Origin of the sequence: Candidatus Sulfuricurvum sp. RIFRC-1 (assembly GCF_000310245.1) — a bacterium.
GTDB lineage: Bacteria > Campylobacterota > Campylobacteria > Campylobacterales > Sulfurimonadaceae > Sulfuricurvum.
Window position 1 is genome coordinate 1,930,654 of record NC_020505.1, and the last position, 26,018, is coordinate 1,956,671.

Annotated in this window: 30 protein-coding genes and 1 tRNA gene; 3 read left to right on the forward strand and 28 right to left on the reverse strand. The window is 43.6% G+C overall.

Annotated elements, in window-relative coordinates; genetic code table 11:
* Window positions 1-172: 172 nt before the first annotated feature.
* The 28 genes from B649_RS09735 to B649_RS09865 all read right to left on the reverse strand — a co-directional run bounded on the left by B649_RS09735 (window position 173) and on the right by B649_RS09865 (window position 23,544).
* A complete protein-coding gene (locus tag B649_RS09735; RefSeq protein ID WP_015654354.1) occupies window positions 173-772 on the reverse strand; it encodes a pentapeptide repeat-containing protein in 600 nt (199 codons plus the stop codon).
* Window positions 773-821: 49 nt separating this feature from the next.
* Window positions 822-1,796: a hypothetical protein gene (locus B649_RS09740; RefSeq protein ID WP_015654355.1), complete on the reverse strand. Its 975-nt coding sequence runs from the start codon at window positions 1,794-1,796 to the stop codon at window positions 822-824.
* Window positions 1,797-1,839: 43 nt separating this feature from the next.
* A complete protein-coding gene (locus tag B649_RS09745; protein ID WP_015654356.1) occupies window positions 1,840-2,133 on the reverse strand; it encodes an addiction module antidote protein in 294 nt (97 codons plus the stop codon).
* A 2-nt stretch (window positions 2,134-2,135) separates the two neighbouring features.
* The gene (locus tag B649_RS09750; RefSeq protein WP_015654357.1) at window positions 2,136-2,426 is read right to left on the reverse strand and encodes a type II toxin-antitoxin system RelE/ParE family toxin; all 291 of its coding nucleotides are present in this window, start codon (window positions 2,424-2,426) and stop codon (window positions 2,136-2,138) included.
* Window positions 2,427-2,477: 51 nt separating this feature from the next.
* Window positions 2,478-3,773: a nickel-dependent hydrogenase large subunit gene (locus B649_RS09755; protein WP_015654358.1), complete on the reverse strand. Its 1,296-nt coding sequence runs from the start codon at window positions 3,771-3,773 to the stop codon at window positions 2,478-2,480.
* The gene (locus B649_RS09760; RefSeq protein WP_015654359.1) at window positions 3,760-4,656 is read right to left on the reverse strand and encodes a hypothetical protein; all 897 of its coding nucleotides are present in this window, start codon (window positions 4,654-4,656) and stop codon (window positions 3,760-3,762) included. Before B649_RS09760 ends, B649_RS09755 begins: the two co-directional genes overlap by 14 nt.
* Window positions 4,637-5,230 carry a TetR/AcrR family transcriptional regulator gene (locus tag B649_RS09765; protein ID WP_015654360.1) on the reverse strand — a complete coding sequence of 198 codons (594 nt, stop codon included), beginning with the start codon at window positions 5,228-5,230 and terminating at the stop codon, window positions 4,637-4,639. The genes B649_RS09760 and B649_RS09765 overlap by 20 nt, the downstream gene beginning before the upstream one ends.
* 32 nt (window positions 5,231-5,262) lie before the next feature.
* On the reverse strand, window positions 5,263-6,432 hold the full coding sequence (locus tag B649_RS12330) for a GGDEF domain-containing protein (RefSeq protein ID WP_015654361.1): 1,170 nt from the start codon (window positions 6,430-6,432) through the stop codon (window positions 5,263-5,265).
* A gap of 81 nt (window positions 6,433-6,513) precedes the next feature.
* Window positions 6,514-8,220, reverse strand: coding sequence for a nickel-dependent hydrogenase large subunit (locus B649_RS09775; protein ID WP_015654362.1), 1,707 nt, complete (start codon window positions 8,218-8,220; stop codon window positions 6,514-6,516).
* Entirely contained in the window at window positions 8,210-10,639 is a 2,430-nt protein-coding gene (locus tag B649_RS09780) for a hydrogenase small subunit (protein ID WP_015654363.1), read from the reverse strand. The genes B649_RS09775 and B649_RS09780 overlap by 11 nt, the downstream gene beginning before the upstream one ends.
* 3 nt (window positions 10,640-10,642) lie before the next feature.
* Window positions 10,643-11,074, reverse strand: a complete 432-nt coding sequence (locus B649_RS09785) for a 4Fe-4S dicluster domain-containing protein (RefSeq protein ID WP_015654364.1) — start codon at window positions 11,072-11,074, stop codon at window positions 10,643-10,645.
* Between the two features lie 8 nt (window positions 11,075-11,082).
* A complete protein-coding gene (locus B649_RS09790) occupies window positions 11,083-12,168 on the reverse strand; it encodes a nickel-dependent hydrogenase large subunit (protein WP_015654365.1) in 1,086 nt (361 codons plus the stop codon).
* Window positions 12,165-12,509 carry an NADH-quinone oxidoreductase subunit C gene (locus tag B649_RS09795; protein ID WP_015654366.1) on the reverse strand — a complete coding sequence of 115 codons (345 nt, stop codon included), beginning with the start codon at window positions 12,507-12,509 and terminating at the stop codon, window positions 12,165-12,167. The genes B649_RS09790 and B649_RS09795 overlap by 4 nt, the downstream gene beginning before the upstream one ends.
* Window positions 12,496-13,026 carry an NADH-quinone oxidoreductase subunit NuoB gene (gene nuoB / locus B649_RS09800; protein WP_015654367.1) on the reverse strand — a complete coding sequence of 177 codons (531 nt, stop codon included), beginning with the start codon at window positions 13,024-13,026 and terminating at the stop codon, window positions 12,496-12,498. Before nuoB ends, B649_RS09795 begins: the two co-directional genes overlap by 14 nt.
* Window positions 13,023-13,841: a complex I subunit 1 family protein gene (locus tag B649_RS09805; RefSeq protein WP_015654368.1), complete on the reverse strand. Its 819-nt coding sequence runs from the start codon at window positions 13,839-13,841 to the stop codon at window positions 13,023-13,025. The genes nuoB and B649_RS09805 overlap by 4 nt, the downstream gene beginning before the upstream one ends.
* On the reverse strand, window positions 13,838-15,604 hold the full coding sequence (locus tag B649_RS09810) for a proton-conducting transporter membrane subunit (RefSeq protein ID WP_015654369.1): 1,767 nt from the start codon (window positions 15,602-15,604) through the stop codon (window positions 13,838-13,840). Before B649_RS09810 ends, B649_RS09805 begins: the two co-directional genes overlap by 4 nt.
* 346 nt (window positions 15,605-15,950) lie before the next feature.
* On the reverse strand, window positions 15,951-16,178 hold the full coding sequence (locus B649_RS09815) for an addiction module protein (protein ID WP_015654370.1): 228 nt from the start codon (window positions 16,176-16,178) through the stop codon (window positions 15,951-15,953).
* A 129-nt stretch (window positions 16,179-16,307) separates the two neighbouring features.
* Entirely contained in the window at window positions 16,308-17,852 is a 1,545-nt protein-coding gene (locus B649_RS09820; RefSeq protein WP_015654371.1) for a WG repeat-containing protein, read from the reverse strand.
* A gap of 1,095 nt (window positions 17,853-18,947) precedes the next feature.
* Window positions 18,948-19,271 carry a hypothetical protein gene (locus B649_RS09825; RefSeq protein ID WP_015654372.1) on the reverse strand — a complete coding sequence of 108 codons (324 nt, stop codon included), beginning with the start codon at window positions 19,269-19,271 and terminating at the stop codon, window positions 18,948-18,950.
* Window positions 19,258-19,677, reverse strand: a complete 420-nt coding sequence (locus tag B649_RS09830) for a hypothetical protein (protein ID WP_015654373.1) — start codon at window positions 19,675-19,677, stop codon at window positions 19,258-19,260. The genes B649_RS09825 and B649_RS09830 overlap by 14 nt, the downstream gene beginning before the upstream one ends.
* On the reverse strand, window positions 19,667-19,804 hold the full coding sequence (locus tag B649_RS12640) for a hypothetical protein (RefSeq protein WP_291750895.1): 138 nt from the start codon (window positions 19,802-19,804) through the stop codon (window positions 19,667-19,669). Before B649_RS12640 ends, B649_RS09830 begins: the two co-directional genes overlap by 11 nt.
* On the reverse strand, window positions 19,801-20,454 hold the full coding sequence (locus B649_RS09835) for a hypothetical protein (RefSeq protein ID WP_015654374.1): 654 nt from the start codon (window positions 20,452-20,454) through the stop codon (window positions 19,801-19,803). Before B649_RS09835 ends, B649_RS12640 begins: the two co-directional genes overlap by 4 nt.
* A 276-nt stretch (window positions 20,455-20,730) precedes the next feature.
* The gene (locus B649_RS09840; RefSeq protein WP_291750896.1) at window positions 20,731-21,009 is read right to left on the reverse strand and encodes a hypothetical protein; all 279 of its coding nucleotides are present in this window, start codon (window positions 21,007-21,009) and stop codon (window positions 20,731-20,733) included.
* The gene (locus tag B649_RS09845; protein WP_015654376.1) at window positions 21,006-21,251 is read right to left on the reverse strand and encodes a hypothetical protein; all 246 of its coding nucleotides are present in this window, start codon (window positions 21,249-21,251) and stop codon (window positions 21,006-21,008) included. Before B649_RS09845 ends, B649_RS09840 begins: the two co-directional genes overlap by 4 nt.
* On the reverse strand, window positions 21,248-21,427 hold the full coding sequence (locus B649_RS09850) for a helix-turn-helix domain-containing protein (protein WP_015654377.1): 180 nt from the start codon (window positions 21,425-21,427) through the stop codon (window positions 21,248-21,250). Before B649_RS09850 ends, B649_RS09845 begins: the two co-directional genes overlap by 4 nt.
* 132 nt (window positions 21,428-21,559) lie before the next feature.
* Window positions 21,560-21,961 (reverse strand): hypothetical protein, encoded by a 402-nt coding sequence (locus B649_RS09855; RefSeq protein ID WP_015654378.1) that lies wholly within the window; start codon window positions 21,959-21,961, stop codon window positions 21,560-21,562.
* 1 nt (window position 21,962) lies between these two features.
* On the reverse strand, window positions 21,963-23,267 hold the full coding sequence (locus B649_RS12645) for an integrase arm-type DNA-binding domain-containing protein (protein ID WP_015654379.1): 1,305 nt from the start codon (window positions 23,265-23,267) through the stop codon (window positions 21,963-21,965).
* 200 nt (window positions 23,268-23,467) lie between these two features.
* Window positions 23,468-23,544 (reverse strand) — tRNA-Met (locus B649_RS09865).
* Window positions 23,545-23,743: 199 nt separating this feature from the next.
* Here B649_RS09865 and groES point away from each other — a divergent pair.
* The 3 genes from groES (at window position 23,744) to B649_RS09880 (ending at window position 26,018) form a co-directional block, all read left to right on the forward strand.
* Window positions 23,744-24,004, forward strand: coding sequence for a co-chaperone GroES (groES, locus tag B649_RS09870; RefSeq protein ID WP_015654380.1), 261 nt, complete (start codon window positions 23,744-23,746; stop codon window positions 24,002-24,004).
* Window positions 24,005-24,015: 11 nt separating this feature from the next.
* Window positions 24,016-25,644 (forward strand): chaperonin GroEL, encoded by a 1,629-nt coding sequence (groL, locus tag B649_RS09875; RefSeq protein WP_015654381.1) that lies wholly within the window; start codon window positions 24,016-24,018, stop codon window positions 25,642-25,644.
* Window positions 25,645-25,748: 104 nt separating this feature from the next.
* A complete protein-coding gene (locus B649_RS09880) occupies window positions 25,749-26,018 on the forward strand; it encodes a hypothetical protein (protein WP_015654382.1) in 270 nt (89 codons plus the stop codon).

Genomic DNA, 26,018 nt, shown 5'->3' on the forward strand with positions numbered 1-26,018 from the left:
AAACGAATATTTAAAAGATAAAAATTATTTAAAAAAGGTGAATACTTATTCATTTTTAGAACAAAAATACTCAATTCGTAAACAATCAAGCAATAAAAAAATATTATTTTACTCTCATGAAGAGAAAAAAGGTAAGTTTTAAAAAAGTTATTTTAGTGCAGTCATAATATATTCAATCTACTAATACGATCCCCATCGTCTCAAGTAAAAACAGCGCCTCATAGCGGCTGAAGAGCGCTCCCTTGAGATGGTTCGAGCGTATATCGATCATCGTGTTACTCGTGTCGGTAAAGTTGGCACCTTCGAGGTGAGTATTGCCAAACAGTGCCCCCTTGAAATCCGTTCCGCTAAAATCGGCTTTTTGGAGGGTCGCGTTGCGAAAATCAACCTCTTTGGCTCGACATTCCCGCATAAGCATACCTTCTAACGTCAATCCGAAGAAATTACTATCATTCAGGATACATTCCCGAAAATGGAGCGGATCGGCATTCAGCAAACTCTTCCAATCCGCCATCGTCCAATCGATCCCGATCATCTTGCACGAAACAAACTCGATATCGCTCATTTTGGTACTGGTCAGTTTCATCAGACTCAGATTGCAGTTTTCGAAACGGCATTCGGTAAATTTGCAGGAAGAGAAAAAGGTTTCACTGAAATCGCAGGAGACGAAAGTACAGTCATCGAATTCGGCTTTGGTGATCTTTTTGCCGTGGAGATCAATGTTCTCGAACTTCTCGGCGAATACGTCCATGGTGTCGGTGATGGGGGTCATAGGTAAGCCATATTCATGTACTTATGATCTTTAAGATAACCAAGTTCCATTATATTTTCTGCAAATTTGCAAGATATTTTACAGTTGCTCTTTTTTCTTTTATATTCGTCAAAACATCTTTTACCGAATAATACATACCTGATAATCCACTAATTCCACCCAATATTTCTTTTGTATCTTCTAATGTAATTGCATCATTATTTTGAAATAACTTATATACTGAAAAAGAGAATATTAATGCACTTGAAATACCCAACAAAACTATTTTATTAGTCAGTTCACTATAAATTTCATTATAGTTTTGTAAAAAGCCATAACTATTCATAGTATTAATATCACCATTTTCAATTTTTTGAAGTTCACGATTAAAGTTTTCAATCAAACTCTTATTTGCATTTCTAAATTCGATAAGTTTTCGAAACTCAATATCATCTATATTTTGAGGTAATTTTAATTCAATGATACTTTCAGCCAAACTCATTTTCTTTTGCTGACTTTGATTGAACACTCTTTTTGAATTCGCATAATTCGTAAATTGAGCACTATCGCTAATAATGGATGAATTAGTTTTATAAGATATTTCTTGCGCAAGCCCTGACATAAAAATATAAGCTATTTCCTCTGAGACATACAAACCATCATCATGTTTTCTGGCAAGCTCATTATCAATACAAAAATTTTCAAATTCATGTGAAAACTTTTCTCTATAAATCAAATAATCTTGCTCATTTCTCGCTTGTTGAGCTATATTTTTTCCACTAAACAAATAGCCTGTACTTTGTTGACTTAATAACAATTCTATTTCTTTAATAGCATTTTTAGAAGCCGTTGACCCTTCAGCATAATCAGGTGAATAAGGTACTATCAAATCTGTTTCATCTTGAATTTGTCGATACAAGCCAGATATATCTTCCCGCCTATTATATGGAATAATTGGTCTAAACTCATCAATATATAATAATGCGAACTTTAGCCATTTTTCATTTCTTGGTTCAAAATATGGAAAATAAATCAAGTCTTTCACAACAACATTCCTTTTCTCGCTCTTACTCTCCTGAGTTGGAGCATCACGAAGCTTTAAGCGGCGTAATATGAAAGTGCAATCCCAACGATTTTACCACTTTGGCGATGGTGTCAAAACGGGGTTTAGAACCGGGGGCGAATGTTTTATAGAGGCTCTCGCGTCCCAATCCGCTTTCTTGTGCGATTTGGCTCATACCGCGAGCTTTCGCGATATGTCCGATGGCACGGATTAGCTCATCGGTATCACCCTCTTCGAGGACTTGCGTGAGGTACTCAGCAATCGCTTCTTCGCTGTCTAAATACTGCGTCATATCAAATGGAGTCAATTGTGTTTCCATCGTTATATCTCCTTTGCCATTTCTATAGCTTTTTCTATATCGCGTTGTTGCGTCGATTTATCACCGCCAACGAGCAATATAATAAGTTCATTCCCACGCATCGTGTAATAGAGCCGATAACCCGCCCCCATATCGACACGCATCTCAAATACACGCTCACCAACGCTCTTCACATCCCCAAGATTACCGCTTTGAGCACGATCTAAACGTCGAGCGATTGCGATACGGGCACGCATATCTTTGAGTTTAGTGAGCCATTGCGAAAATTTATGGGTTTGCTGAATGGTATACATGGACAAATTGTATCCATTAAGATACAAGGTGTCAATAGGTCAAATAAAAGTCTAATGCGTCGTACAAACCGAGCAGACATCAAAGGTGCGAAATAAGAGCGAGGCTTTCGCCGTGGATGCGGCTCCGATCATAGCCTTTTGTGCTATTCCCGGAATCATCGATGTTCCATTTCCCAGATTCCATTGGGTCGGAGTGATAATCGTATACGACACGATTTTCCCTTTTTCAATGGTTGCACGATGGATCAGTGACCCGCGCGGGGCTTCGACGATCCCGATCCCTTCACCGCTAATACTCTCGATGGAGGGAGGGGTGATAAACGAAGGCTGGGAGAGATCCAGCGACATTAAAAGCTCACGCACCTCTGCGCATAGTGATACCATTTCATCGACCCGAGCCGTGATTCGCGTCAGCGCACTATCTCCGTATAAACGATGCAGAGCACTGATGCCTGTGCGTTCTTGAACCAAAGCGCGCGCTAACGGTCCCGTCTCGAAAAATTCTCCGTTGTAGAGAGCATTTTTGGCATAGGTGTTTCCCCCTTCCGCAAATGTTTGAGAACTGTCTTCGCTCACATTTTCCGCAATCGCACCGCTGTGCTGCGAATGGACGATAATCTCTTGGGTATCCCCCAGAACCAAAAATCGACTGTGACTTTTCCCCTGTTCCAACACTCCAAGCCGCTCAAAATTACGCAATACGGTTCCAAAATCTCCGGTGAGGCTCAGCACTCTATTGTGCTCCATCGCTTGGGCAAACGCATCAACATCACATCCCAGTACCTCATCGCGGATAAAACACTCCACGTCGGAGAGGATTTTCAACGCCTGCATCACTTCGATATGGGTCGGATCGCACGTCACACCTCCGGGGAGTGCATACGAACTGTGAGGCCACTGACCGCTGAAAAGGGCGCAGAGCTGATTGACCTGTGACGAAACATAGAGCGCTTTAAGAGCAACGCCGGGTTCTTCTCCCAGCATCTTTGCGCTCTCATGAAGCATCACGAGATAGAGCCATTTGATATGGTTTTGGATCAGTTCGCACGAGAGGGTGATCTGGCGGATCGCGTTTGCTTTGTCGCTGATACGGATCGAAACTCCCGCATTGCGGTAGACATTTTCGATCATTTTCACCGTCGCGATCAGATGCGAATGACCGCAGATACCGCAGACGCGGGGAGTGATCACCAACGCATCAAGAGCATTGCGTCCTTCCAAAATCGCTTCCATCCCACGAAAATGGCTAAAACGGATATTAGCATCTTGGACGACTCCGCTTTTATCGGTTTTAAAATCGAGGACCGCTTCCCCTTCGATCCGCTCGATCAGTTCATGCGTTATCATCGATCAACCTCTCTTCGAGCCGTTTAATATGGAACGATTTCGCCGCCCCCGCCAAAGCGAGATAGCTCCGTTTCGGTATCCCCAAGGGCATCTCCGAGGGGATCGACATGTACGTTTTTGTTGAGAAAAGATTGCTTTTGGGAAACGTAGGTTCAGTACATCCGACACACGGTGTACCGGAACGGGTTTTGGAACTCACTTCATTCCAGAGGATTTTATTGCAGCTGCCGTGGGTAAAGGGGCCTTGGCACCCTTGGGCATAATACAAACACCCCTCTTTGGTTCCGAAATGGTGACTGTCCACTTTCCACTCAAAATACTCGTTGCGCAAACAGCCGTTGTGGACGAGATAGCCGTAGAGCTCTTTTGGACGACGATACTCATCCAGCGCTATTCTTTTGCCCGATACGATCATATCGATGACAAAACTGAGCCATTTTGGGTGGGCGGGACACCCGCTGAGGGTAATCACTTTCTCTCGCATAGCACGCAGCGGACCCTTCTCTTCCTCTTTATCAAACACTATTCCGCTGATTTGCTCTGGATTGCCCTCTTTGAATATTCCCCCAAAACTCGCACAGCTGCCTAAACTAATGATATGGCTGGTTTTGGATGCAAGGGCGGGTAAAAGCGTCTCCATCGCCATACCGGCACGTTCGAACGAGGCGCTATACGCCCCCTCGAAAATCAAAATATCCGATTTAGGAAGTTTTTTGACCAACTCTTTGAGTGTGTTTTTACAAGGGAGGAGCGGATGATGGATAAACTCCGCCGACTCCAAAAAATTCCCCAGAGCGGGATCGTTTAAAAACGAGTGGGTGTTGCCGTTGCAGGTGATCCCCTGCAGCCAGATAATTTTGACTCTAGCGGGATTTGAGAGCATAGTAGATATTCTCGCTGATCGAGTGTTCGTAGCTCTCTAACGGTTTAGGAAGAATCTTTTCACCGTTGATAAACACCATTCCTCCCAGATACCCCATGAAAAGACCGAATGCACTGAAAAAATCCTGATCTCTCAAATCACCGCATCGGACACCCTCTTCAAAAAAGATCATCATTTCGGTCACAAAGGCGGAAACACAGATCATCCCCTCGCAGCAATTTTGAAAGACTTCGCGGTTCGAGAGATAAACCCGCAAGAAATACTCGATGGTTTCAGGACGATCTTGGGCGATACGAAAATACATATGGACAATCGCCTCGATTTTCTCTTGGGTACTCATCGGACTTTCATTGATTTTTCGAATTTCCTCACCCAATATATTGGCAATATAGAGAATGAGGTCTTTGGCGAGCATCTCTTTGGACGTAAAGTAGTTATACAGATTTCCGACACTCATACCGATTTTTTCGGCGATCGTGGGCATGGTTGTCTGATAAAATCCCTCCTTTGAAAAAAGCTCCAGGGCTTTTGTCATAATCGAGATTTTACGTTCTTCTTTAGTCGGTCGTGCCAAATTCTATTCCTCTTGGTGATTCATTTTCGTAATTATAGCGAACATGCATTCAGAATTTTTGTATTCACATTAATCTGATTTCGACCACACTCTTTTGACCTATATAATGCTTTATCGGCTCGGGAAACAATATGTTCCATCACCGTGTCATTCGTATCAGATTGTGTGATTCCTATACTGATCGTTACTCTGATGTTATTGGGTTCAAAGCGTAAATCAGCTACTTTTTGACGGATTCTATCGGCTAATTCAACCGCCGGCTCTATTAAAGTATGAGGAAGAATAATCAAAAACTCTTCCCCTCCGAACCGTGCTACGTAATCATTCTTCCGAACCGTTTCTCGCATACATTTACAAACACCGCGTAATACTTCATCGCCTTTCGCATGTCCGTATCGGTCATTGACACTTTTGAAGAAATCGATATCTATCATGAATATTGTAAAAGCGTCCCCATTGCGAGTCGTCTCGCTTAACTCACGACAAAGAGCCTCCTCCGCCGCACGACGGTTCATCACATTTGTCAATACATCTGTTTTCGTCATCTTGTTCAGATCTTGAATAAGCCGTTTTAACAGCATAACCACATAATTGACATGCATTAATCCTGTGAGGGCAAGCAATAATGCAAGATACCATTTACTTTCCAAACGCCCTGTATTAGGATCAAGTATAATCATTTGGTGATCGATGATCGCAAAAGCCTGAACCCCTTTTACCAGCAAAAAGAATATGATCGGCATATTCACCAACAGCGTAATCGTTAAGCCGAATTCATTGGAAATTGAACGATACGATAGAACAACCGTTCGAATCCCCATCCAAAGAACGATAAAAGAGGCTGTCATCACAACAACGGATGTTTGCATCGGAACACTAAACGTCCACAGAACAATCATTAAAAAGAGTACAATCAGACTCGCATCTTCTTTCCAACGATACGGTTCGAAAAAAAGGGCTTCGTTGGCTCGTCGTACCATAACCATAACCAGCAAAATAACAAACTGCGCACTATAAATATGCCAAGAGGTAACTGTCTCCCCATGAGTAGGAGAAATACTGAAATATAAACCGCTCAAAATAGCGAACCCGCTCAGCCAAATTCCTACTCTACGTATTTCAGGAATCAGTCTTATCCCTACAAGCCACCCTATCCCATAAATAAACTGTTGCAAAGCAAGAAAACCAATAATCTTATCCATCATAACTCATTTGCTTGATCTCCAGGAGACCACAAAATACCGATCTTTTTTTACTATGACAGATAGTTCTTTAAAACTGAATTATAATTCAGATTTAGATATATTTGAATCGTTCAGTTTGTACCGAGAGAGTTCTTTTCCTGTTGCATCGATGACATGTACGGCACACGCCAGACACGGATCGAACGAGTGTACCGCACGCAAAACCTCCAACGGTGCGGAGGGATCGGCGAGACGAAGTCCGATTAATGACTCTTCATAGGCTCCGCGCCCCTCTTTGGCCCCCTTAGGAGAGGCATTCCATGTTGTCGGAACGACCGCCTGATAGTTGGCGATTTTAGCCTCTTCGATACGGACAAAATGCCCGAGTACGCCGCGAGGCACTTCGAAAATACCTGAGCCCTTTGCCTCTTTGGGCAATTCTTCAAAGAGATACTTCGTCCACGTCGTTTCATCGTAGTATTTGATATTTTCGATCAAATCGCTCATCGTATCGAAAAGATAGTCGCAGCAAATTTGTGCTTCCACAGCGCGCGCCGCATTGCGTCCCACCGTCGTCGAAAAATCGATCAGACTCATCCCCGATTTTTTCATGAAGCGCTCCATGTACGGGCGGATAACGGGAGAATTTTTAACGTAGCCCATTATCATTCGCGCCAACGGCCCCACTTCCATCACCTCCCCATCATACCTCGGCGCTTTGACCCACGTGTATTTTCCCTCGGTTTTGAGCGAACCGTCCTCATTCAAATCGGTGTAAAACGGGGTTGTCTCCCCCTCATACGGTGAAAGCGGTGCATCGTTTTCATACCATGAGCGTGATGCCTCTTCGGTGATTTTTCCAGCGTCAAACGGCTCAACGGAGTCAAAGTTATGCCCTTTGATCACGCCGCTCTCAAAAAGTTGTTGCTGCTTTCCAAATCGGTATCCGCCGCAGCACATAAAGTTACCGCTGGCACGTCCTTCTCCCGCAGCAATCGAGTCACGATACGCATTGACGAGCATCAGCATATCCGGTATGTAGGCACGTTCGATGAAATCTCGAACCTCTTTGATAATGAACAAAAAGTCATTCAACCGCTGAGGGTTAAGCATATCGGCAACACTCGTAACCCCGCCGACGACAAGATTTTGGGGGTGGGGGGTTTTTCCTGCGAAAATTGCTACCGCTTTGGAGAGATCTCGTTGAATCCGAAGTGCTTCGAGATAGTGGTTCATATGAACCAAATTCTCTTCCGGAGAGAGACGATAGGCGTCATGTCCCCAGTAACCGTTGGCAAACAGCCCAAGCCGCCCCGCTTTAACAAACCCCTCCAGCTTCTCTTTGATCGCTTCGAGATGACCGTCAGAGTTGCGATAAGGGTGTTCACACCAGCTCTCAGCATCCTCGGAAGCTTGCGTACAGTCTGCCCTAAGCGCCGCTGTGATATCGACAAAATCGAGCGAATGGAGATGATAATAATGGACAATATGATCTTGAACAAACAAAGAAAGTGTCACCAGATTACGGATGATCTCGGCATTTTGCGGTATTTCAATGCCGTATGCCGCTTCCACCGCACTGATCGAAGCACGGTAATGGACGTTCGTACATACCCCGCAGATACGCTGAGCGATCAATCCCGCATCGCGCGGATCACGCCCTTTTAAAATCGTCTCGATCCCCCGAAAAAGCTGACCCGAAGCCCACGCTTCCGTAACAACGTTATTCTCATCGATCTCCACCTCGATCCGTAGATGCCCCTCGATACGGGTAATCGGGTCAATAACAATTTTTTTAGTGCTCATGTTCACCCTCCGGTAACTTACGATTATTGGCGTAGCTGTCAAACGCGATTTTACCCTGACCGCACGCGAAACATCCATGTCCCGCCTGTACCGGCCAGCTGGTCCCCTCATTGAACTTCACCAGCGAGCAGTTGAGATCGGCGTAGGGGCCTTTGCATCCCATTTCAAAAAGGCACCACCCCTTCTTCGCCCCCTCATCCCCCCATTCACGGACAAACTCATCGGCATCGTAGTGCCCTCGGCGTTCACAGTTATCATGGACACGGAAACCGTATGCCCATTCGGGACGGTTTTTACTATCAAGCTTCGGAAACTCTTCGAACATAATATAATGAAGCAATGTCCCTACGATATTAATGGGATTGACAGGACATCCCGGAAGGTTGATAATATCCTCGCGACCCAGTGCTTCAGAGACACCTACCGCTCCGGTAGGATTGGGAGCAGCCGCAACCACCCCCCCATCAAGAGCGCATGAGCCTACTGCCATCACCGCCACCGCTTTTTGGGCGACACGGCGAAGCAAATCTACCCCTGTCTCCCCCTTAGGGCCGATCCGCAAGAATTTCCCCTCCAGCCCCATCGGCACGGCACCCTCCACGATCAGGAGGTATTTTCCCGCATCCTCCCGAATAATTCGATCCAACACCGCTTCGGATTGATCTCCCGATCCTGCCATCAGCAGTTCATGATAATCGAGCGAGATGTATTTGAGGATCAAATCATCGACACTCGGATGCGCTGATTTGATAAATCCTTCCGAATTTCCCGAACAATCGGCAAGTTCCAGCCAAATAATCGGTATTTTATTCAATTGCATCACCGCCCCTTTAACCCCTTCCTCAAACTTCGGATGCAGATGCATCGAGGCGGTAATCATCGAAACCCAGCGATTGAACTCTTTACCCATCTCAAATGTTTCAAGCGCTTCCTGCAAATTTTCGGCACTTAAATGATTTTTAGGGTGGATACGGTTGTATTTATCGATCCGCGCTTGGACAATCTCGAGTTCATGCGCTGTTTTAAGTGCTTCGCGCTCTTCACGTAACCGACCTGCTTCAGCGGGATCAACCGGAGTTGCATTGATGATCGCACAGACATCCTGTTTGCACCGCCCGCAGGTACGTCCCGCTTTGGTGTGCTCTTTGAGTTCCGCAAACGATGTCACCGCATTCTCTTTGATGATATCGACCAATTCCTGCTCATGCACCCCCTCACAGCTGCATACAAGTCTCCCATATTCGGACATCAGACGATTCGAGTAGAGATACGCCGCATCGATCGGTTCATCCTTCTCCATCAGCCGTTTCAAAGCTAACAGATCGATATTGGTATTGATCCCGATAAACCGTTTTAGCCTGTCATTATTGACGATATACTGATCGATCCGATCTCCGTGTGTGATCAAAATCGTTTCGTTCTCATGATCATTCGGATCAAAATCGGTTGCGGTAACGTCGGCGAACAAGAACGATCCCACTTTGAGCCCATCGATCGAAACCTCTTCTTTAAACGATGTGTTTGCATCCCCAAGCAGATGCTCAATCGCTACATCTGCTTGAAGGGTGCATTCTTTGACCCGTCCGGCGATAAATCCCCCCGCACGGAGCTGCGCCGCTTCTCCCACACAATAGATATCCTCTACCGATGTACGCATCCTCTCATCTACCAAAACTCCCCGATCACACTCAAGCGCCTCACGTGCAAAGGCAATATTGGGATCGATCCCGACACCGAAAATAATAAACGGATTATCAATTTCTCCTTGTGTCGTCAATACTTTGGTAATCGTATTACCTCTCACCTCTTTATCCACGATTTGATCTTTAAATCGGATGCGTACACGCGGATCGGCTTCGAAAATCCCCCGTATCAGTTCTAATCCCTCACGGCTGATCACCTCGGAGTAGAGATAGTTTTTACGCACCAGCAGCGTAATGCTCTTCGGGGTATCGCTGCGCATCAGGGTATCGAGCAGTTCGAGAGCAATCGGTCCCGCTCCGACGATAATCACATTTTTACCGACCATCCCCTGCGCGATCACTTCGCAATCCTTCTGACTTCGGAACGTCGCCGCATTCTCAATACCGGTGATATTAAAGAGAGTTTTGGGAACCGATCCCGTCGCAATAATCAGCTTGTCATAATGAAATGCGGCATGCTCACTGAAAACACGCTTATTCTGCGGATCGAGAGATACGATCTTTTGGTTCAGTTCCAACCGTACTTTCGAGTGCAGTTCCAATTCGATGGAATCGTTACAGTTGCAATCATCGACCAGTTTACACAAATGGATACGATCATACGGAGGGTGTTCCTCATCCGAAACAATGACCACCTCCCATTCATTCGATTGTTCCATAAGAGAATTGGCGATATAAACAGCGGCAATCCCGCCTCCGACAATAACGATGCGCATGATCTACTCCTCACTCTTGTTTTGGATTTTATCGGCTTTTTTCGCTTCCACATACCTTTGGCGGCTTTTTTTACACGCATCTTCCCAGACAAACCACCCCTCGTTCGCCCCATCTTCTTTTACGGCGCTGTGCTGTTTTGTCTCACTTTGCCACAACGCCTCCTCAGGTTTCGGGCAGGCACGTACACATTCGCCGCAGTAGATACAGAGCCACGGGTTATAGCGGTACTCTTTCTCCCCACCCTCATGCTGATAAAACAAAATTGCCCCGGGAGGACACACTTTTTCGCATTTATCACAAAAAATACACTCATCTATCCCATATTCGATCAATCCTCGATATCCGGAGGGAAGAACGATATCTTCTGCGGGGTACTGAATTGTACGTACCGGTTTGAAAAGGTTTTTAAACGCTTCGAGCATAGAGCGTAACATAATCTCTCCTACTTCGCCGTACAGGACATACACGGATCAAATGAGGCGAGAATCGCCGGTGCATCGGCATACTCTGCGCCCTTAAACACCTCCATCATTGCAGGAATCGCCGAAAAGGTCGGAGTCTTGATCCGAACTCTCTCCAGCATATTCTGTCCATTCCCTCGAACCAGATAGAAAAGCTCTCCGCGCGGTGCTTCGACACGGACGACCGCTTCGCCGTTCGGTTTCCCTTTTGCCTTCTCCTGTATCTCTCCGAGCGGGAGGTTATCAACAATATTACGGCACATTGCTATAGAGTTTTGAATCTCCCGAAGACGGACGAAGTTACGGGCATGGATGTCTCCCGTAGATTCTAGGATCATCGTATAGCCCAATGCCTCATAGGGAAAATCGCTCGTCTCGGCGCGGACATCGGTTGCCAATCCCGCCGCACGCGCCAATGGCCCCAGCGCATTATAGGTATAGGCATCTTCCAAACTCAGCACCCCTAAGCCTTTGTATTTAAGGGACAATGACCAATTATTATCAAACAACCCGAGTAGAGCATCAATTTTTTCAGAAAGAGTGTTCAAATTTTTATGGATCAATGCACTCAGTTCAGGGGTTAAATCACGGTTCACCCCGCCGATGGAGATATAATCAAACTGGACACGGTTGCCGCTGATTGCTTCTTGAACATCCATAACCAGTTCCCGATCTCCCATGATCTGCATAAAAAGGGCTTCAAATCCCGCATTTTCCGCCGTGTGGGCGAGACAGAGCATGTGGGAGTGGATACGATCCAGCTCTACCATCAGCATCCGCAAATATTTGATCCGATCATTGGCCTCGTACCCCAGCAGTTTTTCGACCGCCAGCGTATACGAGAGGGAATGGGTGATAGCGCAAAGTCCACAGACACGGGCGACGACATATCCCACCTGTTTAAACTCAAAACTACGGGTACACGCCAGTTCTACCCCGCGATGGACAAATCCGACATCGGCATCAACCCCGATAATCTTTTCATTCTCGCACTCAAATTTAAACCGTATCGGCTCCAATAGAGAGATATGCTGTGACCCCAGAGGGATTTGGATCGTTTTTTTCATGATTCGCCCCTTAGCGGGTGTGCCATGGAGTCCTCATCAAGATAAAGCCCTCTCTCCGCCCCATCGACACTCAACCCAAACATATCAACGATTTCCCTCTCCCCCATAATCGCAGAGGGGATCAAACTGACAATCGAGGGGACAGCAGTTTCGTAGTCACTGAGGGCGTAATAGATCACTATCTCATCTTTTACCCCGTATTGTGAGAAAATCCATTGCAACTCTATCTTCCCCTCACCCAAATCGATCCCGTTGACACTCAAAAAATGCCATTGTTTTGGAACATAAAACGCTCCGATATCGTTCAATAACGTATCTAATGTGGTTTCAATTTTTCTCATGCTGTTCCACCTTTGTCGCCATGCCCAGGCGGCTGAGTTTATTTCCGATCATCTCGATAGCGCCGAAGAGTTTAAACGGTTTCTCGATTGCTTTGCTTTTCGCTTCGAGAATTTCGAGCCCTTTGACCAATGCATCGATAATGAGTTGCGGAGAAGAAGCGCATCCGGGTACATACACATCGACGGGGATATATCGGTCGATCCCATCCTCGACGTTGTACATCCCCCGAAACACACCCCCCGTCGTTGTACACGATCCGACCGCCACGACCACTTTGGGTTCAGGGATTTGGGAGTAAAGCTCGACAAGACGCTCACGTGAGCGATAGGTGACAGGCCCCGTCACCAAAAAGATATCGGATTGCTTCGGATTTCCCGTGTTAATCACCCCGAAACGCTCCAAATCGAACTTCGGCCCCAGTGCCGCAAGAATCTCGATATCACAGCCATTGCAGCTTCCCGCATTGTAGTGTAAAACCCACGGCGATTTTTTACGAAACGGGGTAAAAAACTTCATAGGAGAATCCCCAAAAAATTTAGAACAGTAAGAGACATTGCCACGCTATAGATGATTTTAACCATATGAGAAGCGCGGACACGGGCGGTCGCGTTATCGACGAGATTGACGAGCAAAAATACTCCCGCGACCAAAACCGCACCGATCCAATGCGACTCCCCTCCGAAAAGGTAAACAAAGCTGTAGATAAAAATATATTCGAGAAAACGGGACATATACAAAAACTCGTAAAAAACGCCGCTGTACTCGATCTCGACTCCCCCGACGATCTCCTGATGGGCTTCACCGACATCAAACGGCGACTTTTTAACCTTGATCGGGACAATCATCACCAACGCGATAAAAAGCAATGGGAGCTGAAGAAGATAATTATCTCTTGTTAAAATCTCGGCAATCTCAAAACTACCGCTCACGAGATACAAACCGACCGCGACCAAAATCAGTATCGGCTCATACGCCACCACCATCAGCAGTTCACGGTTTGATCCGAGATGCGAATAGACGGAGCGGACACTGTACCCCGCCAAAATGAGGAGGATTTGGGCAAAAAGGTGGAGAAAAATGATGTAGAGGAGATTCCATCCCAAAAAGATGGCGGCGATGCTGAACCATAAGACAAAAAAATGGGCGAGTGCGAGGAGGGCATGGGGAGCATGGACGATCAGCGTCCGCTTATCGAGAAGTTTAAACATATCGTAAAACGGCTGCAAGATCGGCGGCCCCTGGCGCCGCTGCATCCGAGCACGCAACACCCGCTCTCCTCCATACGCCAATCCCCCTAAAATCGGGGCCAACGCTATCCATACCCAGATCACGACACGGCTCCGATAATCGCTACGGCGACAAACAGGAACCCAAACCCCCAATACACTATTTTTTCTATTTTTTCCGAGGGTGCATAATAGACCAATGCCGCATCAAAAGGCTCTTTTTCCCCGCAATGATAGGGCTGTGAACGATCATACCGATCCATACGCCGAACAATCGCGGGTAGCGCAAACACAAAGACCATCGGCAATGCCAACATCACGACGAAGATGTTGTGCTGCATCATAATGTATCCGAGAGCCCCGATCACAATAAAAACGCTCAACAACACCAACGGGACATTAAAACCGTTGGGGATCACAATTGCCGGAGAAACTTCCACATCGCAAGGAGCAGATAGAAGTGCCGATGCGACTTTAAAATAGAGAAGCACCATCAACGCGCTTCCGACGATCAGTGCGAGGAGAATAATGAGATTAGAAGGGTGTTCTTTGAGCAGCGACGCCACCGAACTGATCGCAAAAAGTTTCCCCATAAAAAGACCAAACGGAGGCAGTGTCAAAGAGACAAAGCCAAAGAGGATAAATCCGACCGTTTTGGGAGAACGGCTCACCATCCCTTTCATCTCCTCAATATTTTTAGCGTGATGCACCCGCTCTAACACCCCCGCAGAGAGGAAAAGCAACGCTTTTGAGAGGGCATGAAAGAGCATCAATGCCATCGCCAAATTGATACTCTCTTCGCTCCCGATTGCCGCCAATGCCATCATAAGCCCCAGCAGTGCCACGGTAGAGTATCCCAAAATCTCTTTGAGAACTGAGCGAGAGAGTGCCAAATACGACGCGGCAACAAACACCAGAGCACCGATGATCGAAATCATCCCCCCGACCATACTCACGGCCAATGCGGGAGAGAGTTTCAGGATCAGATAGGGAGCGATTTTTACCATCGTCGCCGAGTGGAGCATCGCGCTCACGGGAGTCGGTGCCACCATCGCCCCGAGTAACCACCCCTCGAACGGGATCGACGCCCCCTTCACCAGTGCCGCCATCGAGAGAAATGCAATAGCCAAAAGCACCATTCCCCCTGAACTTTGTAACAGCGTATCGAACATCACCGTCTTAAATCCGATGATGGCGATCAATGCCCCCACCAAAATTACCACTCCGCCGATCTGATTCATCCAAAGGGCTTTAAGGGCATTGCTACGGCTCACCTCATCGTCCCTAAAGGCGATCAACAGGTACGAGGCCAGCGTCGTCATCTCAAAAAGGAAAAAGAAAAGGAGGATCGAGTTAGCAACAACGATCAAATTCATCACCGAAAGAAAAACGAGCAATGTACCGATAAACAACCGTTTTTTAAGCGGTGACGTCGGTTCATCCTCCATGTATTTCACGGAGTACAAGACGATAATCCCACCCACCCCGTTGATAATCAAAAACATAAACTTCGAAAGCTCATCCACCACAATCTCAGCCGTCCCCGCCGCAGGGGCAATAAACTCGATATATCCGTACAACACCAGCTGCACTGCAGCAAGAGCCATCACTTTGGGATGATTGAAGACTTTACCTTGATAGAGAAAAAACAACAGCAGTACAACATCGGCGGCAACAATCATAATGTTCATAATAGGGGAAAGTTGAAAGGTAAAAATACCAAAAGAGTTATACAGGGCAAAAGTAACACCGCTGAGTAAGGCCAAAACTGCTCCGCTCACGGCATACTGAGCACGCCCGAAGGGGACTAATAACACTAAAAATGCGGCAATAATCGGTAACAAAACAAGTGCTAACACCATATTCATTGTATCTCTTTAAGAATGGCTTTTGAATGATTATAACATAGGTACAGCTTAGGAAAGCTACTTAGGATAAGTCGATGTTTTGTTGGGGGAAATATTTATGAAGATGGTGGAGGAGAGGGACTATCGTCCAATACTTGTTTTATGATGTTTTAAAGGTGTACGATAAAAAAAGGTATATAAACCGTTTTGCTTAACTGATATTGAACCGCTTTTAATCTTCTTCTTTACTCCACATATTCTGATTGAAGATACCCAAAACCACTATAATATCCCCATCGATAAATATTGGCGATATAATCGATAATCTCACCTAACTCATACTCAAAACGTCCACTCCGTCTAATCCTCAATGGCTATCCATTTCATCGATACGTTTATCCATTCTATCCCAAAAATCTTGATCGAGTGGGTATGTCTCCATCTTCCCGCTTTTGTATTCCTCTACTCGGCGTTTGACTTCATCGGCGTACCATGGACGGGATTGTTCTACTGTTACCGACTCTTTAGGAAGTGAGTTTAAAAAAGCCATTACTTTATCGGCAACGCTATCATTAACGGTAATCGTCATTGTCATAGCTTTCCCCTTTGTTCTATTAAGAAAATTATAGCACTTTTTGCGTTACTAGCTTTTACTTGCTCTCACGCTCCTGAGTGATAATTGAATACCCCTATTTTTCATATTTTTCACACATGGCTAACAATTCTATTTTGGTAAAACAATATTATTTTTATCGTCAAGAAAGACAATTCCTCCACCTACTTTAGATGCTTTAATTATCCCTCTATGAAATATTCCAATATTTTGATATTGAGGAGGTATGACTATTTTTCCTTCTCTATTAATAATCCCCCATTGCCCGTTTTGTTGAAGTTTGGCATACCCATCTTCGTCAAATTTTCCTATAAAAATATCGCTGTATGCTGACGCAAAACTTTGAAAGTTTATTGCTTTGTCAGAGCGAAAAAACTCTTTCCCATTTTTATCTATATAAACAGAAATAGCATTGTTTTTGCCTACAGCCACCCGTTCACCTACTTTTGCTATCCCTGATTGGAACGAACCAACATGGGCATATTTTAATGGAATAATTTCTTTGCCTTCAGTATTAATGTAACCACAAAATTGATCACCAACTATAGAAGTTCGACATACCCCTGCCAAGCCTTCCGAAAAAGGATTGGCTATTGTATACGTTGGCTCAACAAGATATTGACCATTTGAATTGATAAAGCCATATAAGACTTTTCCGAAAAAATTCTTTTTACCAACTCGGGCTCTACCATCATAAAAATCATCAACGTTATCGAACTCATCTTCATTAATTTTTTCTTTTTTATCATTAATAAAATGCCAAGTTTTATCATTGGCAACGGCAAATAGATTATATTTATAAGCATGAGCACTATTATAAATTGGTTCTAAAATCATACGACCATTTTTGTCCTTAAAGCCAATTTTTCCATTTTCTCGAATTAAATATGATTCTTCATCAGTCGTTATGTTAATATTGTTTTTAGGTTCTTCGATTATATTTCCTTCTGTATCTATCACTCCCATACCCAATCCGTTGACAATATCTTGATAAACTACAATTGCTCTTTCATTTACAAATTTATTAATCTGATTGTAGATAGGTTTTGTCAGTAATTTTCCCGATTCATTCATCAGTCCTGACAACCCATTTATTGTACATGTATACATTTTATCTCCAATATATTCAATATTTAAACATGGTGGAGTGGTAATGGTTTTACCTTCTTTGTCTATCATCTTTTTTTCAAAAATAGATGAACTAGTCAACTTTATTTGATAGTCTGGATTCTGAGAATAGTACGTATAGTTGGTATCATTTTTTAAAGGCATTAAAACTATTGCAACATCATTATAAAAAGTATAGGTATCAGAATAAACTGCTTCAATCATAAATCTACCTACACTGTCAATTGTTCCCCATCTATTTTTATATACGACATTAGCTCTACCAAATTGAAATCCTCGTTGATCTATAAAAGAAAATTTAGGGCGAATAACAAAGTGACCTGACTTATCAATATACCCCCATTTATTTATTTCTTCTTTTTGTTTTTCATCTCCTACTAATCCCCATTTCGGACTCATCTTGATCGGCAACAAGCCTTCGCTAAAATCTCCAACTTCACTTGCATACACATAGGGATTTTCAACTAGCTCATCAGCCAACAAGTTTAAAGACAACAAACTAAAAATTAAAAAAATAAATTTCCGCATTTAATAACCATCCCTCATAACATCTTATTTCTATAATAGTCTAGCAAAAAAAAATGTCAATACAAAATAAAGGAAAAGGGGTATTCAATCTTCATTTTTTAGGTTCTAACAAAATATAAAAAAAGCGATACAAAATTGCACAATGGATTGATGACTCGATGAACTAGGGGTCAGGTATTCAATCTTCACTTTTTGAAAACGAGCCTAACTCAAAATAGGGAAAGTCATTTTATTGAATGAGTAAATTAGGTATGGATGAAATGATGATTTTGTGAAGTTTTGAATGGGGATTGTTTTTCAAAGATGGTGGCGGGGGGGTCTATCGTCTTATCCCTATTTTATGACGCTTTAAAGGTGTGCTTTAAAAAAAGGTACATAAAAAGGTACATTAACCCGTTTGTTTAAATCTATCTTAACCGATAAATCACTGTTTTTTCATGCTGTCATTATATCGGCGTGATCTTTGAAAAGATTGAAACGTACCTCATCGATCAACTCAATACTTTTATTTTGCCGTTCTCATTTTTGTGATTCGTTCCCCACTTCCCTCTAAGGAATACTTTAGGCTCAAAAATGAGCGCATCTTTTTAATATTAAAATTCCGATGTTTTATAATATCCCCAAAGTTGGGGGCATTGTCGGGGTGTATCCTAATTTGGATGTATCTTTGAGGATAGGACGGCGTAAAATTTCGCTCTCCTCTCTTTAGGTGTGAATTCCTTACCCTTGAATTTCAAGTTTTTTCAAGTTTTCTGAGCTTACATATCGCCCGTAATTTGTGAATTCTCTATCTTTGAAAGTTAGCATTAGTTAGCAAGGTAAGGTTTTGTTAGGTTTTCTAAAGCTGTATCGATCAATCTCATCGAGATAATAGGGCTATTGAATTGCTTTAACGTAGTGTTGAATTTGAAGAGATACGCCCCCAAACTGTGGGGGGAGGTGTTGAATTATGCCCCGTGACCTTTCGGGCTTTAATGTACTAAGTTTTTAGTAAGATTTTCTATGGGATTTTTAGGGGATTTTTTAGTGTTTCCTTTTATCGACAAAGTACGATAACAACGGGGTTTTAGTGCTTCCTTTTTGTAACCTTTTCAGTCATTTATCAAACCTTATTTTTAAGTCCTTTTTGATTTGATTAAATTCTTTTTTCATCATGTACCCCTCATCTACATAACCAAACAATCTTTTGACGATTAATAGATAGGTATCAATCAATAACGCTTTTTCGCCCGTCCACTCTTTGCCGTCCTCTATTATCATCATAGCGTCATGATTGACGTATGCAATGAGTAAAAGGATTTTAACGGCGTTTACTATCTCCCCCCGTTGCCACTCTTCACGTGGAGAGAGTGAGGGGATAGGCTTCAATCGTTTAATTTTCGGTACGGCTTGGATTGTTTTTAGTTCATTCGATCTCATTGAGCTTGACCGTTACCGCTTCTTTTTTCCCCGTGTATTCGCACGTAGTGACTAACCCCGTCTGTATAAAAGAGGTTTGTTTTTCGATCTTCTCTAACTGAGCGATAATATCATTCCTCACCGTTGCAAGGTCTTTGAGTGTCGCAGTGCTGTAATCAAATTTCTCTATCGCTTCATCGATCTTTGAGAGGTGTTTGAGGAGCTGTTCATATTTTGCCTTAACGGTGTATTGGTACTCCTCTTTGAGCGTTGCAAGGGATTGAAATTTCATATCGTTTAACTCATCTTTAAACAATCGCCCCCACTGTATTAAAGTTTGTTTGGATGATTTTAGCTCTATGGCTATTTTGTCGAAACTCATCCCCGACGCTCTGAGCTGTAAAAACTTCTTTTGTTTATCGTTCATTCTCTCCCCTTGGATTTTTAAACGTGATTGTTATCGCCGTATCACTGAATAATGGATATTGTTTCATTATCGCCTTGATCTTCTTTTTCGCTTTTGCTTCGAGTGCTTTGCGCTGTTTAGAGTTCATCCGTTCCCCTTTGTAATGTCTATGATCTCTTTTATATCGTGAAGCGGTATCGCTAAATGTCGGGCGTTTGGTATTGTCACCTTAAACTCTATGCGCCATAATGGAGCGTTTAGACCGTTCTTTAGTGCCTTATTATAAATGATGATTTTCTCAATCATTTGAATGTTTGGCGTGTTGATGTAACGGCTGTCTTTGTAAGGTGTAAGATTAAACCGTTTTGATAGCTCTTCAAGGTTTGGCGGTGTCGGTGTGTCGTAACATACGTCTATCTCTGAAACGTCCTTTAGGATGCTTAAAATGCTTTTTACGGTGTGATTGTTTGGAGCGGATGAGGTGTATTGTTTCATCCCGAAAATGACCATTACGGCTATGTTGTAGCGTGGGCGGTCTATGTTGCTATTGAAGTAATAAATATTTTCACGCTCAAACTGATAGGCTGATGTGATCTCATCCTCTTTGAGTCTCTTTTTAACCTTTGCCGAAATATTAGAGTTTAGGGCGATTTTTCGCCATGTTCCCAAACTGTAAAGCTTTTCGAGTTTATCCTCTTTTTTGAATTGAATACGTATCGTATCAATCGCTAAATCCATCCCGTAGGTTTGGTTAAAATCATTGAGATAATTTTCTATTCGTTCGAGTATTTTTTTCATAATCAACCCGCTTTTTTTCTTGGTTCATTTATTAGGTTTTAGAATAAGAATAACACTACACTACGGGGGCGATTTCTTAAAGTGCATAATAACGGCACTTTCACCACCTCAAACAAAGCCCCGCCCCGCCGTGGATTGAGGCTTGTTTTTGTGTATCTCTTTCACCCCATGACCTCATCATCTCATTAGACGCTATTAGACTCTATTCATCCGTGTATTTTTTTGAAGCTTAAACGCTGTTTTCGAGAGTTTCACCGCCCCGAAATGGAGCGATTATTATTCATCGTTACCGCTTGGTCTTTGAGCTTGTTTTTCAAACATAGCCAACACTTTACGGGCTTGTTCTTTGTTTCGGATGATGTAGTAGTGTTTAAGCCCTTTTCCTCTTGGTACGCTGTCGATAATCAGCCCGTGGGCTTCCCGTAGCTCTGTGGCATAATTCGCCAACCATGAAACGCCGTAACGTCTCCCATCGGATGCCCCGATACTTTCCCCATTGAGTAAATCCCGCAAAAAACGGCGCATTACTGATCTTTTATGATAAATGTGTCTCATAAGTTAATCCCCTCATGTTTGAGATTTTTGAATAACTCATTTTCCAACGCTTGAACGTCTCCCACGAAATGATCGAGGATTTTGCAAAATGTGCTATCGTTTGGGATAACGCTTTGTATTGTAAAGATACGGTTTTGTATCATTGTTAGCATCGGGATAGCGTCTTGATGATCGTTTATCTTTGCAATGTCGATCTCATTTAAGAGTTCGAGGATAATAAGCATCTGATCTTTACGTTTCATGATGCCACCGCCGTCATACTGTCAATGAGTGCATCTAAATCACTCTTTTTAAATATCGTTACCCGTGGGGATAGTTTAATCGGGTGTAATCGCCCTTCTTTAGCATAAGCCCACACCGTAGCAATACAAACACTCAAATATTTTGAAGCGTCTTTAACTCTGAAATTCTGTTCCATGTCGTAACCTCTTGGATTGGATTACTTAGCACTAAGTTTTATTTGTTTAAACGATTGCAATAATAAGGGGAAACAACTCAAAAGAAAAATGAAACAAGGTGTAAAAGTGTAAAAAGGTGTAAAGGTGTAAGATTATTTTGTTTGATAATAGTGCTTAGTAACTGCTCTTGGAGTCATATCTAACTGTTTTGCTACATGCTCAATAATTTGAGTTCTATTAAAATCTTGATGTTCTTTTTTTGCATTACTAATTTCGTGCATGACTTTATTATGACTGTGTGTTTTTTTGATTGTAGGTTTTTCTATCCGCCCCATAAATAGCAATGTTTCAATAACGATTTTCTTCTCGGATGGTTCTATGTATTGATTAACAAAATCTATCTCTTTTTTTGATAATTTTTGTAAAGATTGATTAATAAAATCTTTTTCTTCTAATGTGATTTCTTTCCATTTGTAAGGTGATTGATCATAAGCATCTTCAATCTCTTGCAATAATGCCCCTAAACCTTTCCCTAATGCGCTTAGTTTCGCCATTTTATTTATCTCCCTTTGATTTCTTTACCTCATCGAGATAATCCGCCCACCACTGCAATAACTCCCGCATCTGTTCGGTGTAATCGGCTTTATGGGTGTACGATCTCACCACCTTGTTTTCTTCATGATGATCGAGTACCCGCTCCCGTACTTCAAAGCTCACCCCGTGGGCTGTGGCGTGTGTCTCGGTTAATGATCGAAACGTACCTCTAAAACTGTGAAGCGTTTGTTTACGCCCCGTTACTTCATCATTGAAGCCTATCGCCCTTAACGCTTTGTTTCCGCTCTCTTTGTTTGCATGGGTTAAATTGTTTCGTACACCATGAAATACCCATACACCCCACCCCGTTACCTCTTTGATCTCTTTGAGGATATTGATAGCCTGATGAGGTAGGGGGATTTTAAAATCGGGTAGGTTTTTATCTTTCACTTTCATCTCTGAGCGGGGGATAGTGATAACGGCTTTTTCAAAATCAATCTGTGACCATTTCAATTTACAAAGGTTATCCGCCCGTAAAGGTATCAAAGATACGAAACGTAAAATATTCCGTACAATCACCCCGCCCTCTCCATAATAGCCGTCTATCCCTCTTAAAAGCTCTCCCAGTATCTTTTCATCGGTAATCTTTGCCATGTTCTTTTCTTCATGCTTTGGAAGTACGCTTTTATCTATTCGTAACGTAATGTTTAAATCGGTGTATTCGTGACTCACTGCATAAATCCATAAACGGTTACAATCGGCAAAGAGTCGGGATGCCGTTTCGGGGGCGGTCTTTCCCTTTTCGGTGATGATCTTCAATAGCTCCCCGTGGGTGATCTCTCCGATTGTTTTGGATGAGGTGATAACGTGGCGTTCGTCATAGGTACAAAAATAAGGGAATAAATCACGCTCAAACGCTCTCTTTCGCTTTGTGGCGGTCGCATCATCATTTTTGAGGGTAGATAGCCATTCGTAGGTGATTAGATGAAATTGAGTATTTATAGCGGTTTGTGTTTCGATCTTTTCCGCTTCATTGATAGCCTTGATCTCTTTTTTCTCTTGGATAGGGTCTATCCCGCTTTTAATCTTTTCTTTGAGTTCGTCACGTTTGAGCCTCGCATCTTTTAACGAAGTATTAGGATAACTCCCCGCTGTGGTCTTTTTGGCTTTGCCGTTAATCGTGTAACGTATCTCCCAAACTTTCCGCCCGTCGGGTTTGATATTGAGCTGTAAGCCGTTCCCATCGGGTAGCGTGTACTCTTTTTCTTTTGGTATGGCGTTTCTTAGTTGAGTATCTATAAGCGGTGTAACTTCTCGTTTTGCCATAATGTACCCTTCTTTTTTGTACCTTTTTTTAGGTATTAATGAGGTACATTATAGAGAAGTACATTAAAAAGTACATTAAATATTTGGATTGTATTAAATCGGCTTTGACTCGTTTAGACGGTAAGAAGTAGCAATAATGCCTATTTTGTGTGGTTTGTAAGGGTTTTATTGATGATATTTTACGGGGTTAATTTTAAAGATGGTGGCGGGGGGGGGACTCGAACCCCCGACCTCCGGCTTATGAGACCAGCGCTCTAACCAGCTGAGCTACCCAGCCATCTTTTGGAAAGACCGGAATTATAGTGAACCATTGCTTATTAAAAGCTAAAAGATAATCTAAAATTTCAATTTATCCGTGGATCTCATACTTTACACTATATAATATAACTCATTATTATTGAGTCATAAAGACGAATTAACCCAAACTCATGTACAATCCCGCACATAAAAATTTCACATCATATAAAGGAAACACAATGAATTTTCAACCACTTGGAAAACGGGTATTGGTTCAACGTCTCGAAGAAGCAACCACAACCGCATCGGGTATCATTATTCCTGACAATGCAAAAGAGAAACCCTCACAAGGAACTGTTATAGCTGTGAGCGAGAAAGTAAGTAATGTAGAGATAGGGAATGTTGTCGTTTTCGGTAAATACGCCGGTACAGAATTGACACTAGAGGGAAAAGCTTACTTAGTGATTGCGACAAGCGATTTACTCGGAATTATTAAATAAAGGAAACTACTATGGCAAAAGAAATTCACTATTCAGATGACGCACGCAATAAATTAGCCGCCGGAGTACAAAAACTGACCGATGCGGTCAAAGTAACCATGGGGCCGCGCGGTCGTAATGTCCTTATCCAACGCAGCTACGGCGCACCGCTTATCACTAAAGACGGTGTATCGGTTGCCAAAGAGGTAGAACTCAAAGACCCGCTTGAAAACATGGGAGCGCAACTCGTTAAAGAGGTTGCTTCTAACACGGCGGACGAAGCGGGTGACGGTACCACAACGGCGACCATCCTAGCCAACTCTATTTTCAAAGAGGGTCTTCGAAACATCACAGCGGGGGCTAATCCGATCGAAGTTAAACGGGGTATGGACAAAGCGACCGAAGCGATCTTGGCAGAGCTCAAAGCGGCTTCACGTATCATCAACGATAAAAAAGAGATCGCGCAAGTCGCAACCATCTCGGCAAACTCCGATGAGCGCATCGGTGCAATGATCGCCGAAGCGATGGATAAAGTAGGCCGTGATGGCGTTATCACGGTTGAAGAAGCCAAAGGAATCAATGACGAACTCGACGTGGTAGAGGGGATGCAATTCGACCGTGGTTACCTCAGCCCGTATTTCATCAACAACTCGGAAAAAATGACCGTTGAATTGGATCATCCGTTTATCCTTTTGTTCGATCAAAAAATCTCGAACCTCAAAGACCTTCTCCCTGTGTTGGAGCAAGTTCAAAAAAGTTCACGCCCGCTTCTCATCATCGCAGAAGATGTTGAAGGTGAAGCGTTGGCAACGTTGGTCGTCAACAAACTTCGCGGTGTTTTGAACATCACTGCCGTTAAAGCTCCGGGATTCGGTGATCGCCGTAAAGCGATGCTCCAGGATATCGCGGTGCTCACTCGTGCACAACTCATCAGCGAAGAGATCGGACGAACACTCGACAGTGCAACGATAACTGATTTGGGTCAAGCCTCTCGCGTGGTAATCAGCAAAGACAACACCACGATCGTTGATGGAGCAGGAGATAAAGATGCGGTTAACTCACGTATCAAAGAGATCCGTACCCAAATCGAAGCGACTACGAGCGAATACGATAAAGAGAAACTTCAAGAGCGTCTTGCGAAACTCGCAGGCGGCGTTGCGGTTATCAAAGTCGGAGCAGCGACGGAAACCGAAATGAAAGAGAAAAAAGACCGTGTAGATGATGCACTCTCAGCAACCAAAGCGGCCGTTGAAGAGGGGATCGTTATCGGCGGCGGTGCGGCATTGATCCGTGCGGCGGCAAAAGTAAAACACGACCTTACCGGCGATCAAAAAATCGGTTGGGAGATCATCCTCCGTGCGATCACCGCTCCGGTGAAACAAATCGCTGAAAATGCGGGATACGATGCAGGTGTTGTTGTCAACACGATCGTCTCTGCAACAAATGAAAACATCGGATTCAACGCGGCAACGGGTGAATACGTCGATATGTACGAAGCGGGAATCATCGATCCTCTCAAAGTAGAGCGTGTCGCATTGACCAACGCAACGTCGGTATCGAGTATGCTTCTCACAACTGAAGCAACGATCCACGAGATCAAAGAAGACAAACCTGCAATGCCTGATATGGGCGGTATGGGTGGAATGCCCGGCATGATGTAAAGACCATAAAAAACGTCCTAAACGGGCGTTTTTAGGTCTGAAACCCCTTTTTTTAACCCTTCTTCGATACACTTCTTCACTAAACACTCAACGGAACATACCCTATGCAATTATCCCTAACCGACCTCATCGGAATACTCGGCGTCTTTGTCATCATTGTTGCCTACATGCTTTTACAACTCGAAAAAATGGATGCGAAAGATTTAAGCTTCTCGGTTTTGAATTCTCTAGGGGCATTGCTGATCATCATCTCACTGCTGTATGACTGGAATCTCGCGTCGTTTTTAATGGAAGCAACATGGATGATGATTAGTTTATACGGGGTTCTGAAATATTATAACATGAAGAAAAAAGGAAAAAATACCGTCAAATAA